Annotated in this window: 9 protein-coding genes and 1 pseudogene; 4 read left to right on the top strand and 6 right to left on the bottom strand. The window is 67.8% G+C overall.

Features of this window, described 5'->3' with window-relative positions; all coding sequences use genetic code 11:
• Positions 1 to 165 precede the first annotated feature (165 nt).
• The 5 genes from K7G60_RS27620 to K7G60_RS27595 all read right to left on the bottom strand — a co-directional run bounded on the left by K7G60_RS27620 (position 166) and on the right by K7G60_RS27595 (position 7,003).
• The gene (locus K7G60_RS27620) at positions 166 to 2,067 is read right to left on the bottom strand and encodes an FHA domain-containing protein (protein ID WP_225803665.1); all 1,902 of its coding nucleotides are present in this window, start codon (positions 2,065 to 2,067) and stop codon (positions 166 to 168) included.
• A gap of 1,357 nt (positions 2,068 to 3,424) precedes the next feature.
• Positions 3,425 to 4,168, bottom strand: a complete 744-nt coding sequence (locus tag K7G60_RS27610) for an amino acid ABC transporter ATP-binding protein (protein WP_225803664.1) — start codon at positions 4,166 to 4,168, stop codon at positions 3,425 to 3,427.
• A complete protein-coding gene (locus K7G60_RS27605) occupies positions 4,165 to 5,073 on the bottom strand; it encodes an amino acid ABC transporter permease (protein WP_225803663.1) in 909 nt (302 codons plus the stop codon). The genes K7G60_RS27610 and K7G60_RS27605 overlap by 4 nt, the downstream gene beginning before the upstream one ends.
• Before the next feature lie 10 nt (positions 5,074 to 5,083).
• Complete coding sequence (locus K7G60_RS27600; protein ID WP_225803662.1) at positions 5,084 to 5,959, bottom strand: ABC transporter substrate-binding protein; 876 nt, start codon at positions 5,957 to 5,959, stop codon at positions 5,084 to 5,086.
• A 207-nt stretch (positions 5,960 to 6,166) separates the two neighbouring features.
• Positions 6,167 to 7,003, bottom strand: a complete 837-nt coding sequence (locus K7G60_RS27595; RefSeq protein WP_225803661.1) for an SAM hydroxide adenosyltransferase — start codon at positions 7,001 to 7,003, stop codon at positions 6,167 to 6,169.
• Positions 7,004 to 7,563: 560 nt separating this feature from the next.
• Between K7G60_RS27595 and K7G60_RS27590 the strand changes: the two genes are divergently transcribed.
• From K7G60_RS27590 to K7G60_RS27575, 4 genes are all read left to right on the top strand, one after another.
• The gene (locus tag K7G60_RS27590; RefSeq protein ID WP_225803660.1) at positions 7,564 to 8,319 is read left to right on the top strand and encodes a transposase; all 756 of its coding nucleotides are present in this window, start codon (positions 7,564 to 7,566) and stop codon (positions 8,317 to 8,319) included.
• 1,161 nt (positions 8,320 to 9,480) lie between these two features.
• Positions 9,481 to 9,984, top strand: coding sequence for a hypothetical protein (locus K7G60_RS27585; protein WP_225803659.1), 504 nt, complete (start codon positions 9,481 to 9,483; stop codon positions 9,982 to 9,984).
• A 169-nt stretch (positions 9,985 to 10,153) separates the two neighbouring features.
• On the top strand, positions 10,154 to 10,561 hold the full coding sequence (locus K7G60_RS27580) for a hypothetical protein (protein WP_225803658.1): 408 nt from the start codon (positions 10,154 to 10,156) through the stop codon (positions 10,559 to 10,561).
• A complete protein-coding gene (locus K7G60_RS27575) occupies positions 10,555 to 12,699 on the top strand; it encodes a ribosome-inactivating family protein (RefSeq protein WP_225803657.1) in 2,145 nt (714 codons plus the stop codon). Before K7G60_RS27580 ends, K7G60_RS27575 begins: the two co-directional genes overlap by 7 nt.
• 110 nt (positions 12,700 to 12,809) lie before the next feature.
• On the opposite strand, the pseudogene K7G60_RS27570 reads toward K7G60_RS27575, so the two are convergent.
• Positions 12,810 to 13,317, bottom strand: a pseudogene (locus K7G60_RS27570) (transposase); the annotation flags it as partial.
• Between the last annotated feature and the right edge of the window lie 69 nt (positions 13,318 to 13,386).

Below are 13,386 nucleotides of genomic sequence, written 5' to 3'. Positions count from 1 at the left end.
GTCGGCCGCGACGCCCGGCCCCAGCCCGAGGCCCCCGCCGGCGCCGGCACGTCTCGAAGACTGCCCGGAAGACCGGAGCGGCCCCCGGAGGACCCCCTTCTGCTCCGTCGTCCTCTGACGACCTGAGCGGTGTCGAGTCCGCGGGGGACCCGGCACCTTCCGTGATCACGACACGGCAGGGGCCTTTGTCGCGGCGGCCGTGGGCGATGGGTCCTGTTGGTAGAAGATGTCGATGTCCACCTCTTCGCCCCCCACGATCAGGGTGTCCCACGCTCCGCTCTCCCACAGCGTGCGCAGGGTCGAGGAGTCGAGCGACTCCAGGTGGTTCCGGAGGGTCGGGTCGTCGGGCATGCCGGGGAGGCGTGACGTCAGCCGGTCACGGATCGACCGCAGTCGTTCCATGAGGGCGTCGATGTCCGCGTTCCTGTCGAGGTCCTTCCCCTCGCACTCCTCGATGCTCTGGGCGATCCTTTCCTTGATCGGGCGACTGACGCCGTTCTCGTCGGTGGTGATCATGGTGTTCCAGGCGCGGCTCTTGTGCCGGTACTGGAGCATGGACATCGCTGCCTCGTGTCGCGCGAAGTCGGCGTCGCGGAACGGCCTGCCCGTCCAGGCCCCGTTGAGGGACCGGGCCAGCGAGATGGCGGAGCCGAGGCCGCTGTTGAGCCCACGGCCCGGCCAGAAGTGGATGGCGTTGGCGGCGTCGCCGAGGAGGAATCCGTACGTTCCCGGGGAGGTCGACGTCGCCGAGTGCAGACGGGTGGTGAACCTGGGGCGCTGCACCATGTCGAGCCGGAAGGCGGTGACGGCGCTCAAGTCCTTCTCGGCGACGCCGAACAGCGCCAGCCCCTCCAGCACCCGCTTCCACAGGGCCGACCCCCTGACCATGGCGGGCAGGAAGAGCGTGCTGTGCGTCGAGCACTGGAAATCGCCGTGGTCGTCGCGCCCCATGACGCACGGGCGTGAGGCGATGCACTCCTCGAACACGTGCCGGACCGGATCGATGCCGACCACTTCTGCGGCCTCGGCGTCGGTGAGCCGCATGTTCAGGAACCCCTCGCCACGAAGGGCGTTGAGGAGAAAACGGTTCTGGGCCACGGTCAGCAGGACCGTCATGGGGTCCGTCAGGGTCGACTTGACGCGCAGGCCGAGGACGACATCCTGAATGTGCTGGCCGTGCAGAGAGTAGATGGACTTGTCGGCGTTGCCGAACTTGTCGGCGAAATACTCCCGAGTTCGAGAGCGGCCGCCCTCGCAAATGGCGAGTACGTGATCCTTGGTCCCGGACTTCTGGTGCTCGGCCGGATCGAACGCGGCGGGGACCAGCTGGATGCGGTCCGGTTTTTCGTTGGCCAGTTCGAGGAGCGTGTCCTCGATGTAGGCGATTCTGAGGTTCCTGGGGTTGTGGTTGCGGATCGAGTCGGGTCCGACCGGCCACATCTCGGAGAACGCGTCGCCACGGAACAGCCGTTCCTGCACCTCCTCGGGGAGGTTCAGATACTGGCGGCTCTGCACCGTGACGACCTGCTGTCGCCGTACGTTGCCCTGGCTTTCGCCCTTCCAGACGACCTTCGTCCCGTCCTGGGTCCAGCGGCCGTCGTACACGGTGATGGCGACACGGCGCCCCATGAGGTGTTCCAGGAGCAGGGCGAAACTCAGGCCGACGGGACCCCCGCCCGATATCGTGACGCGCAGAACCGGCCCTGCCGCCAGGGTGGCCTGGGAGGAGGGGCCGAGCGGGCGCAGCACGGAGAGGTCGAGGATGGTCTCCATCGCATCGGCCGCTTCGAAACGGAACGTCTCGGTTCCTATCTGGACGAGATCTCCGGGCTGCAGTTCGTGCGACGTCACACGCGTCCCGTTCACTTGCGTTCCGTTGCTGCTGCCTCTGTCGTACAGCACGAATCCGTGGCCCTCGCGCCGCACTTCGGCGTGAAAGCGTGAGACGTTCCCCCCGACTATCACTATGTTGTTGTCGCCGTTGCGACCCAAGGTAACCGGTGTGGTGCCAATCGGGAACTGCTGTCCAGCCAGGGAGCCTTGATGGCCGACAAGCCGAGGAGGCATGGGTCACCCAATTCCATCAGTCACGGATCCGATGACGAATTGCGAAACCGGTGACCAGCCAGCAGCACCCTGCATCACACACCGCCAGCGGTCCGGCACGCAGGGCAATCCTAATGCGGCTGCGAGGTCCATGAGAAGGCATACGGACTGACTTATCATCACACGGTGGGCATTCCGTGAAGATGTAACAGGAAGGGCCCGATGGGAGCGGCTGAGTCGGATGTGAAGGGTGCGGCAGAAATGACGTGACCCGTCGACGCCAGTTACGGGAGCCCAACACCCCTCCTCCCGAATGCCGTTCCAACCCGGGACCACCACCGCGAGTGAAGGAGCGAGCGGCAGACCCCGACCGGCCCGGCGGTGCGGCCGTCAGCGGCCTGGCCGAGTGGCGGTGGACATGCGCCCACACCGGGGAGTGGCGGGCCGTCACACCCCGTTCGCGCACGACCCGGCCAAGGCCCCGGACCAGGTGCGGGAAGTCCTCGGACTCCGCGAGGGCCGCCCGCCGGCGTCCAGGAGCAGGCCGACCGCCTCATCGGGCGGTCCATGGAGGAGTGGGACCGCGTCAGCCGGGGTGAGGCGCCTGACGGGCGAAAGCCCAGTTCAAGCACCTTCTAGTGTGCCCCTGGAAGAACCCGGGCTTCTTCGGCGAATAGCTGACCAGCAGGACCTTCGACTGCTGGTGGTACAGCGGCTGAACCCACGCTGACCAGTGGAAAAGGCAGTTGGTGCGGCTCCTCGGAGGGGGGCTGGTCCGTGATGGGCCCGGACCTCGGCCCTGCTGGTCCCCAGGTGGAGAAGCCGGCGTGGGACGGGAAGTTCTGGCAGTGATCCATGCCCTGCATGTCCCCGGCGCTCACCAGCCGGGGCAGATCGATCCTCTCGCGTCCGCAGGAGGCCACGACCACCGGCTCGGCCGTAGAAGCAGCGGTGCCGGTCACCAGCCCGCGCCCCGCGTGGTGTGGTTGATCGGCCGGCCTGACCACCCACGGTCCATCCCTCGGCATCGCCCTCTTCGACACGGTCGCCGCCGGCGGCGACCAGACCCCCGTCGGCGCGGCCCTCGAACGCGGCGACAACGCCCTCATGGACCGCCATCTCGCTCGGCGCCGGCATCGTCCCCATCGCCGCGCCCGACTCCTCCCGCGCTTTCCCTGAGAGCACCCGGACCGTCCCGGACCCGGGCATCAGCACCGGCTGCGTCGTCGCCGTCCTGCTCAACCTCGCCTTCAACCACCTGGGCAGGAAGTCCGCATCGGAAACGACACCGCAACCGGCTTTCCACCACTGACGGAGGAAGCCGGTCCCTCCCGCGGCAGGAGGAGGGACCGGCTTCCGAGATCCGCGGGAACCGGCGCTAGGAACGGTCGAGTGCGCGGGCGAGGAAGCGCCGCGTGGCCTGCTCCCGCGGAGCGGTGAGCACCTGCTCCGCAGTGCCCTGCTCCACGATCACGCCGCCCTCCAGGAAGCAGACCCGGTCCGCGACCCGCCGGGCGAAGTCCATCTCGTGGGTCGCCATCAGGATGGTCAGGCCGCGCCGCTTCAGGTCGGCGACGACGTCCAGGACCTCGCCGACCAGTTCGGGATCGAGGGCCGAGGTGATCTCGTCGAAGAGCAGCAGCTCCGGCTCGGTGGCCAGGGCGCGGGCGATCGCCGCCCGCTGCTGCTGTCCGCCGGAGAGCCGGTCGGGGTGTTCGTGCGCCTTGTCCGCGAGCCCGAGTCGGTCGAGCAGCTCGCGGGCCGAGGACTCGGCCTTCCGGCGCGGGACGCCGTGGACCTGGCGGGGCGCGAGCGTGATGTTGTCCAGCACGCTCAGATGCGGGAAGAGGTTGTACGCCTGGAAGACGATGCCGATCCGGCGGCGGGCGACGTCGGGGTCGAGCCGGGGATCGGTCAGCTCGGTCTTGTTCAGGTGGACGGTCCCGTCGTCGACGACCTCCAGCAGGTCCACACAGCGAAGCAGGGTCGACTTGCCCGAACCCGAGCCGCCGATCAGACAGACGACCTGGTGCTCGGCGACGTCCAGGTCGATCGAGCGCAGCACCAGCCGCTCCCCGTACTGCTTGCGGAGGCCGCGGATGCGCAGCAGCGACTCGCTCATTGGCCCGCCCCCGCCCAGGTGCGCTGGGTCGCCCGCCGCTGGAGCCGGTCGGCGAAGCGGGTCAGCGGGATGGTCACCGCGATGAACAAGAGGGCCGCTCCCAGATACGGGGTGTAGTTGAAATCGTAGTCCGCCTTGATCTGCGCGGCCCGCAGCGCCTCGAGCGGACCGAGGACGGCGACCAGTGCCGTGTCCTTCTGCAGGGCGATGAAGTCGTTGAGCAGGGGCGGCAGCACGTTGCGCACGGCCTGGGGCAGGACGACGTGCCGCACGGTCTGCCGCTCGTTGAGGCCCAGGGCCCTGGCGGCGTTCCGCTGGGCCGGGTGGACCGAGTTCAGTCCCGCCCGGAACACCTCGGCGACGTACGCGGTGTAGGAGAGGGTGAGGGCGATCATGCCTAGGATCCAGGGCTCGGAGGGGGTGCCCTGCAGTTGCAGCGCCGGTAGTCCGAAGCCGACGAGGAAGACCAGCAGCAGGGTCGGTACGCCGCGGAAGACGTCCACGTAGACCGTGGCGGCGAGCCGCAGCGGCTGGAGACCCGGAGCGCGGGTCACCCGCACCAGGGCGATCAGCAGTCCCAGGACGAGGATCAGCACCTCGGCGACGAGGAACATCTGGATGTTGAGCCAGAAGCCCCGGAGGAGGTCGGGGAAGGCGGAGCGGAGCTCGGCGCCGTCGAAGAACAGACTGTCGACGCGCTCCCAGCCCGGTGAGGCAACCGCGGCCGTGCCCACCGCCACCAGGCCGAGCAGGGTGCAGAGGGTGGAGACCCAGGTGTGGCGGCGCTTGCGGGAGCGGCGGTACCGCTGTCGCTCCCGTTCGTGGTCGCTGGGTCGGTAGCCGGTGTCGAGCGTGCCCGGAGAGGTGGCCGACCGGTCCGGTGCGGCCGTCTTGCCGATGTCCACAGCCGGCCCGTTATCGCTTCAGCTCGGGGACGTTCGCCGAGGCGGAGAGCCACTGCGTGGTGAGCCTGGCGAGCGTGCCGTCGGCCCTGAGCTCGTCGAGGGCCTGGTTGACACAGGAGGTGTACCCGCTGTTCTTCGGCAGCAGCAGGCCGAACTTCTCGGGGGTGCCGCCCGCGTAGCCGAACTGGCCGACGATCTCGCCGTTCTCCAGCTCCGCCCCGGCCAGGTAGAAGACGGTGGGCAGGTCGGTGACGACCGCGTCGATCTGACCGTTCCGCAGCGCGGTCACCTCGTCCTTGGTGGTACTGAAGACGCTCGGCTGCTTCGAGGGCTTGATCTGGTCCAGCACGGCCTGGTAGCTGGTCGTGGCGACCTGCACGCCGATCCTGGCGTCCTTGAAGGCGCTCAGGGACCTGGCCTTCGCGAACACGGATCCGTCGAGTGCCAGGATGGCCTGATTGGCCGTGTAGTAACTGGTGGAGAAATCGACGGCTTTCGCGCGCTGCGGCGTGATGGAGATCTGGTTGATGTCGAAGTCGAAAGGCTTGGGGCCGGGGGCGTACGAATGGGCGAAAGGCTCGACGACCCATTTCACCTGATCGCGTTCGAAGCCCAGCTTTTCGGCCACCGCATAGGACACGGCGCTTTCGAAGCCCTTTCCGTTCGACGGGGTGTTGCTGTCGAACCACGGTTCATAGGCAGGGGAGTCGGTTGCGACGGTGAGCTGGCCGCGCTTGTGGAGGCTCGGGTCGTCGGTCGTGCACCGGGCGGCGTCTTTGGATCCGGCCGCCTCGGGGGTGTTCTGCGGCTGCGGCGCGCAACCGGCCGCCGCCAGCGCGACGAGGGCGACGGCGGAGGTCGTCAGGGATATGCGGGTACGGGACATCAGAGGTCCTTCGAGAGGTCCGGGAAAGGTACGGGGGGAGGGCCGGTGCTGTGCGCTCAGCAACACAGATCGGCCGCACAGCGCACGTGGTCCACGTGGCGGCGGCGTACCAGCAGGAGAGTTCCGGACATGCTTTTCAGCATTCCGGCTCACGGAGACCGGCGTCAATCGGGAAGACCGTTGCCGGGGTAACGCGTTGATAACATGTCAGCTGGTGAGACGGAATACGTGGTCGCCTTGACGCAGTCCGAATGCCTCCGCCGCGGAACCGCCGCGGATCACCAGTTCGGCGAATCCGACCCCGGAACTCCCGACGGTGATTCCGGGCTCGCCGAGCGGGACGTCGGGGAGTCGGTCGTAACAGCGCACCCGGATGTCGCGGCCGTCGAGCCGGTTGCGCACGAGAAGGCTCTCGGCGGTGTTGTAACCGGGCAGTTCGGCGGCCGGGCGGTCCAGCTTGCAGTTGCCGAAGTTGTCGACGACGGCGATCCGCACGTCTTCGGCGGCGGACGGGCGCACCGCTGTCGGCCGTGCGGGAACGGGGTGGCCGTCCACCAGCCAGCGGGCCAGCAGGGGCGCGTACCAGAGGCTCCGGAACTGGGTCCGTACCATCTGCTCGATCTCGGCCGGCGTCAGCTCGGCCCAGTCGTCGGCGGCGGCTTCCAGTACCTCGCGGACGTCGGTGACCTGGACCCCCTTCAGGCCCAGGTAGGTCGCCAGCGGAGCGAGGACCCGCTGGTTCAGCGTGCTGACGACCAGGTGGTTCCCGTGGCGGAAAGAGCAGAAGGGCACGCCGTTGGGCCAGTGCCCGTCCCTCGGCGCGATGTTGACGAGCACCACGACCGGTCGGCCCGGGCCACCGATCAGGTCCGTGGAGCGGAGCAGGTCGAGCAGGGTGAGGGCGGCGGCGCCCTCCGGGTCCGGTCCGTCGAGCGGCAGGACGGTCGGCGTGGAGTCGAACAGGGTGGCGATCCGGGCGGACTGGCGGGCGAGTGCGTTGGGGTCGGCGCAGTCGGTGAGGGAGACGACCGGAGGAAGGGGCATGGCGGTACTTCGTCCTTCTGTCGAGGGAGGACACGGGGCGGGTGGGGTTCGAGGCGCGGGGGTCGACGGGCTCGGTGACGGGCCGGGACGACAAAAAACGGACCCTCCGTCTCCGGAGGGTCCGTCGCGTCCTGCGCGCACACGGCTTCGCTAGCGAAGCGCCTCCGGGGGCGGGGGCATCATTCGCATCATGGCGAGGGTGGCGGTGTGCTGCATGAGGTGCACGGTAGCACCGGGTGGAATCGTCTCAAGGAACTTTCCACATAGTGGACATGATTTTATGCCTCTTGCTTGGTGGGGCGGATCGCTCGGCGCTTTGCCAACGAGCTCGCGCATGGTTGGCGGTGCGACGCTGGATCGTGATCGCTGATCATGTTCGTGTGGTGGGGAACGGGTCTCGTGCAGCGCTCATCAACGACCGAAGGACCACGGGGCTGTCGGCCGATGTGATCGCCGAACTCGTCGCTGAGGTAGGTCCGTCATGACACGAGCGACACCAGGCAAGACTGGAGTCCAGGCCGCGGAAGCGGGCCGTCGGCGCCGGTGCAAAGCACCGGCTGGTGTTCATCGACCGGCTCCTGGCCACCCTCGTTCACCTTCGCCACGGTGCCCCTCACGACATGCCGGCCTGCTGGTTCGGCGTCGACCGCTCCACGATCACCCGTGCCGTCGGCGAGGTGTGGCCGCTGCTCGCCCGGCGGGGCCGCACCATCGCGCCCGGTGTCCGGCTCCGCACCCTCGCCGAGGTCATCGAGCACCTCGGCTCCGGCGGGCGGACCGGGATCGTCGACGGCACCGAGATCCGGGTCCGCAGGCCTGCCGCCGGCCGCAAGGATCGGGAGAAGTTCGTCTCCGGCAAGAACGAGCAGAACGCCGTCAAGGCGATGGTCCTCACCGGCGCCCGCGGCAGGCTCCTGTTCTGCAGTCCAGCCCGGCCGGCAAGCTGTGCCGGCATCACCCACGCCCGGCAGTCGGGCCTGGTCAAGCACCTGTCTGACGGCCCGCCCGTGGAGATCCTCGCCGATGCGGGCTATCAGGGCCTGGGCGCCCAGACCGGCGGCCGCGTGGTGACACCACCACACCGCGAGTTCAAGAAGAACCCGCCAGAGTGGTACGAGGAGATCTGCGAACGCCGGCGCAAGGTGCACTCCTCACGCCGTGTCCGGGTCGAGCACGGCATCGCACACCTGAAGAACTGGCGGGCACCGGCCCGCCACCTCGGCCGACGCGAGCTCATGAGCGACACGATCCAAGCCGTCGCCGGCCTGCTCTCACACCAGCAGACCGCCACCCGCACGGACTGTCAGGCACAGTGATCACCGGACCGACCCGCACCTTTCGACGTCGCACCGCCGACCATGCACGAGCTCGTTGGGCCCGTTCCGACGCCGTCCCAGTCGGGCGCGGGTCGGGTCCGGTTCGTCGCCCTCCGCGATCGTCATGCGCAGCTCGGTGAGTGTGCTGCAGAACACCGACCCTCAAAGCCGACTCCGGCCTCCGCGGCCGACGGTCCGCCCGGCGTGACCGGGGTGCGCGGCACGCCCTCCACCAGTACGCGGCCCGGGGACTCGGCCGAGGCGTCGGGAGGTCGGTCGCGCGAAGCCCCTGGACCGCGAGACGTCGAACAGGAGGCGAGGCGGAACAGAACCTCATGAGCAGGGCGAATCGTTTTTCGTGCATTGGCCGGGTCGCTGCCGCCGTCCTGGCCGGAGAGGGCCTCCGGCCCGCGGCCGGTTCCGGACCGACCATGTCCGCAGGGCGTCCTGGACGCGCAGTGTCACGACACCGCCTGACGACCGCCGCCGCTGGGGCTGGGGCTGGGGTTCGGCCAGGGCTGGCCCCGGCGATGCCTCCGGGCCCTGTTCGGTGACGAGGGCTACGACTTCGGACCCGGCCGCCGCGAACTTCGCAAGCGGCGGATCCCGCCGGTCGCCTTCCGAGGGGGCGCCCCGAGCGACGAGGGCCCGGGCAAGCTCCGGTACGTCGTCGAGCAGCCCTTCGCCCTGCCGCACCGGTTCGAACGTCTCCCGGTCCGCCGGGAGCGGCGGACCGGACTCCGCCCCGCCTTCCCTTCCCACGGCCTCGTCTGCCGAAGACGCCTCAAGATGCACCGCCCACGCTCGTGTCGCGAGCTCTAACGCGAAAAGGTGATCCTGCAACAGCGCATCGTTAGCGAATCACTAGTGATGAACGAGACTATTTTGGTGGTTCGCCTCCTGCGGGGCGCGTGGGGGAACGACACGACATCGTACGAACGGGATTTCGGGGTCCTTGCCCCCGGCGTATTTTCAGACGGCTCCGATCTTTTGTTGTGAGATCTTGTGTGCGTCGCGGATTGGGATTGAAAAAGTAGCGCACTGTATGAGGTCTCCCGCATGCGGGGAGGGGTCTGCAGGATCATGTGTACCGCTGCTTCTGGTGGCGTGATTTCCTTTCCTGCAGACACGCATCGAAAAATAGAGATTGGATGGGATGGTATGAGGTTCTCGAGGCGCCGGCCCGCGCTTCTTTTCCATGCGACGGCGATTGCCTTTGCTGCTGCCGTCGTGCTGGGAGTGCAGAGTTCCTCGGCCTCGGCCGATGGTGATCCGCTCTCCCTGTCATCCAGCGGTTTCGCGCTGGATGAGCCGACGTGGACCACCGCCCATATCAACGAGAAGGGATTCCACCCGTTCCTCACCGGCAAGGACACCGGATTGGTGGTGCCCTACCTGGCTCCTTCCGGCTGGAACCCCAACCGGCGCGGTGACTGGATCGGGATCTACGAGAAGGACCAGCTGGACACCGCCCACCGCATCGACTGGGACTACGTCTGTCCGAACGAGCCGGAGCGGTGCATGTCCTTCGGCGCCGCAATCATCCCTGCGGGCAACAACGGCATGGTCTCCGGAAAGGTCTACACCGTGGCCTACTGGGCCAACGGGGCGAAAGAGTCGAACGGCAGGCCGATGGCGAGAGTCGACTACGTCGTGCCGTGGTGAGCGGGCTTCCGGTGGCACCCCGGAATGAGCAGTCGAAGCCGTCGTTCCAGATGGCGGATCGGTAATCTACAAGGAATTCGACATGGGCTTCTCTTGGCGTCGGGAAAATCTCCGACGAAGATTCATCCTCCCGGCGACGGTGTTGACGTGCGTCGCGGCGGCCGCAGGTGTGAACGCCTTCGCGTCGGACGAAGGGCCGGTGGAGGGCAACAAGTACATCCTGACGGATGCGATGTGGACCACCGCGCACGTCTACCAGAAGGGCGCGCTCATCGGTACGTCCGACACCGGGTTGGTGGTCACCTACCTCACCCCGGCAGGCCGGGTCCCGTCCAGTCACGGTGACTGGATCGGCATCTACGAGAAGGGGCAACTCGACACCGGTCATCGAATCGACTGGGACTGGGTCTGCCCGAACGAGCACGAGCGATGCCTGTCGCACGGCTCCGCGGTCGTACCGGCCGGAGACGACGGCATGAGACCTGGGGCGACCTACACCGTGGCCTACTGGGCCGATGACGCCAAGGAGTCGAGCGGGACCCCGGTGGCGACCATCGATTATGTGGTGCCGTGGTGACGCGCTTCATGATCCTGCACCGTTTCAGGAGGGCCGTCGGCGGCCTTCTCGCCCTCGTCATCGCCTTTACGCTGGTCCCCACTGCCCTGGTGGGCCCCGCCTACGCCACGGAGGGTTATTACAGCGAGCTCGGCAGCCGGTACAACAATCTCATCGAGAGCGTCCGGAACAGGTTTGCAGCCGAAGGGGGTGCAGCGACCTCCAGTACGGGATCCAGAGCTTTCACCCCTCGAGATCTCGGCCAATCGGGCCGCTACCTCCTGGTGTCCCTCGACACCCTCGCTTTCGATGGCGAGCACGTCCAGCTCGTCGTCAGCAGCTCGGACCTCTACGTACAGGGATACTATCTTCCCGATGCAGGGCAGAACGGGACGGTCTTCTGGTTCAGCGATGCCCGTCTGGATTCCTCGACGGCCTTCGATCAGAATCGCCTTCCGCGGCAGGTCATGCTCGGGTTCGCAAGCTCGTACCAGGGCATGGAAAACAGCGAATTGTCGCTCACCATCACCGGTGGGCGAATACAGACGGCGATATCCCAGCTGGCGCAGTCGAATCCCGACAGTCCGCCCTCGTCCTTCGCCGTGGGGAACTCCCTGGCGATCACGGTCGTGGCGATCATCGAGGCCGCCCGAAACAGGGGGGTTCAGCAGCAGGTCCACAGATCCATCACCGGTGAAGCGAATGCCACGGGGGAGCCGTTTAATACGAGGAGGTGGGCGGATGTCATCCGGGGGTGGGAGCACATGTCCCGAGAATTCCGTGCAGGAAGGGAATGGACCTTCAACAACCAAGGCGTCATAGGGACGGTGACGCTCCACATGATGCGCTTGTGGTTGGCCCTGCTGGCTAACCCGAATCGCGCATCGCAACCGATGTGTTCCGGCGATCCGTCCACCGGTTCCTCCCCGGAATGCCCGCAACCGGGCCCGGATGTTCCCGACGCGCCGAAGGCGTCGACGGATGCCGCGTACTCCTACATCGCCGACGACCAGGACGAGTTCGGGACGGACGGGCTCGGCGTTCCCCGCAGCTACACCGGCGGCTTCTTCGGCCCCGGCGACAGGTTCGGTGACGGCGGCTACCAGTCGTCGTTCACCTACGACAACGCGGTCACCATCATCGCTCTGGTGAAGGGTGCCCATCCGGACCTGTCCCGCGCGGCCCGGCTCGGTGAGAGCCTGCTGTACGCCCAGGGCCACGATCCGGAGGACGACGGCCGCATCCGGGCTTCCTACCTGCCCGATCCGTTCGTCACCACCCTCGGCCGGGACTACCCGGCCGGCACGCCCTACATCGGCGGCTGGTCGGTGTACACCGGAAACATGGCCTGGGCAGGCATGGCGTTCTGTCATCTCTACGAGGCCACCGGCAACGGCGACTACCTCGACGGCGCACTGCGGGCCGCCGACTGGATCCAGAGCAACTCGGCCGACGACCGCGGAGCGGGCGGGTACACCGGCGGATACGCGGACACCTCCGCCGCGGAGGACGGCAGTGGCATGGTCGAGCGGACCTGGAAGGCCACCGAGCACAACATCGACGTCGGCGCGTTCTTCTCGATGCTGAACCGGCTCACCGGTGACCAGGCGTGGAAGGACCGATCCGACCACGCGTTCGCGTTCGTCAAGACCATGCTCAGTGCCGACGGCAACCACCTGTGGACCGGTACGGGCCTCGACGGGGTCACTGTCAACGAGGATGCCGTACCGGAGGACGTCCAGACCTGGAGCTACCTGGCAACCCTCGACCCCGCCTACGAGCGGGTCGTCGACTGGGCCGCAGGACGCATGGCCGCCACTGACGGTCCGGCGGACGCCACCACCGGCGAACCGGTGTTCAAGGGGGTCAGCTTCGGCGCCATGGACACCTCCAAGGTCTGGTTCGAAGGCACCGCTCACCTCCTGACCGCCTACCACGTCCGTAACGGGACCGGTGACGCGGCCAAGGCCGCCGTCCTCCAGAAGACCCTGGAGAACGCCCAGACCTCGGCTCCCCACAACGACGGTCGCGCCATCGTCGCAGCCTCCGGCGACGGCCTCGACACGGGACAGGGCGACCTTTACTACGCCTCCCGCCATACCGGTGCCACCGCCTGGTACCTCCTGGCCGGAGTCGGTGCCAACCCCTTCCGCCTCTGACCATATGACGATGAGGGCCGCCCACCATGCCGGTGGGCGGCCCTCCGTCCGTATCCGGGTCACGCGTCGGTAAATCCGGGCAACCCGCGCCAGTGTCCCTAGACCGTGCCCTATGTGGTGAGTTCGAGGAGTCGCTTGTAGCAGCAGATGGCTGCGGTCAGGCCGAGGAAGGCCGGGTAGTTGCGGGGAAGACGCTCGTAGCGGTGGTTGAGCCGGCGGTGGCCGGTCAGCCAGGACATCGTGCGCTCGATCACCCAACGGCGGCGCCCGAGCCGTTCGGACGACTCGATGCCCCTGCGCGCGATGCGGACTCCGGTACGTCTTCCGCGGAGCCATCTCTGCAGCTCAGAGATGTCGTACGCCTTGTCGGCGTGCAGGCGCCGGGGCTTGAAGTGACGGCCTCGATAGGGGTCGTGTTTCGTTTGGTGGCCGAGCACCATGGGCCTCAGGGCCTGGCTGTCGCGGGTGTCGGCGGCCGAGAGGCCGACGAGGAGGGGCAGTCCGTTCGCGTCCGACAGGATGTGCATCGTGAAACCCGCCTTGCCCGGTCCACGGGGCTCGGACCGGGGAGCTCGCCCCCCCTTTTCGCCCGCACGTGGGCGGAGTGAGGACCGCCCGGGACAGGTCGAGCAGGCCGGCACGACCACCGCGGCCAGTTCGTGCGCGTGCTCGGCGATCGCCGTCCGC

It is taken from the genome of Streptomyces sp. NK15101 (assembly GCF_020400725.1).
Taxonomy (GTDB): Bacteria; Actinomycetota; Actinomycetes; order Streptomycetales; family Streptomycetaceae; genus Streptomyces.
Note: the sequence above shows the minus strand (reverse complement) of the source record. Positions and strands in the feature narration are given on the sequence as shown.

What these genes read in the sequence shown, in the direction of transcription:
- K7G60_RS27620 (WP_225803665.1), bottom strand. Translation starts at nt 2,067, where the DNA reads ATGCCTCCTCGGCTTGTCGGCCATCAAGGCTCCCTGGCTGGACAGCAG.
- K7G60_RS27610 (WP_225803664.1), bottom strand. Translation starts at nt 4,168, where the DNA reads ATGAGCGAGTCGCTGCTGCGCATCCGCGGCCTCCGCAAGCAGTACGGG.
- K7G60_RS27600 (WP_225803662.1), bottom strand. Translation starts at nt 5,959, where the DNA reads ATGTCCCGTACCCGCATATCCCTGACGACCTCCGCCGTCGCCCTCGTC.
- K7G60_RS27595 (WP_225803661.1), bottom strand. Translation starts at nt 7,003, where the DNA reads ATGCCCCTTCCTCCGGTCGTCTCCCTCACCGACTGCGCCGACCCCAAC.
- K7G60_RS27585 (WP_225803659.1), top strand. Translation starts at nt 9,481, where the DNA reads ATGAGGTTCTCGAGGCGCCGGCCCGCGCTTCTTTTCCATGCGACGGCG.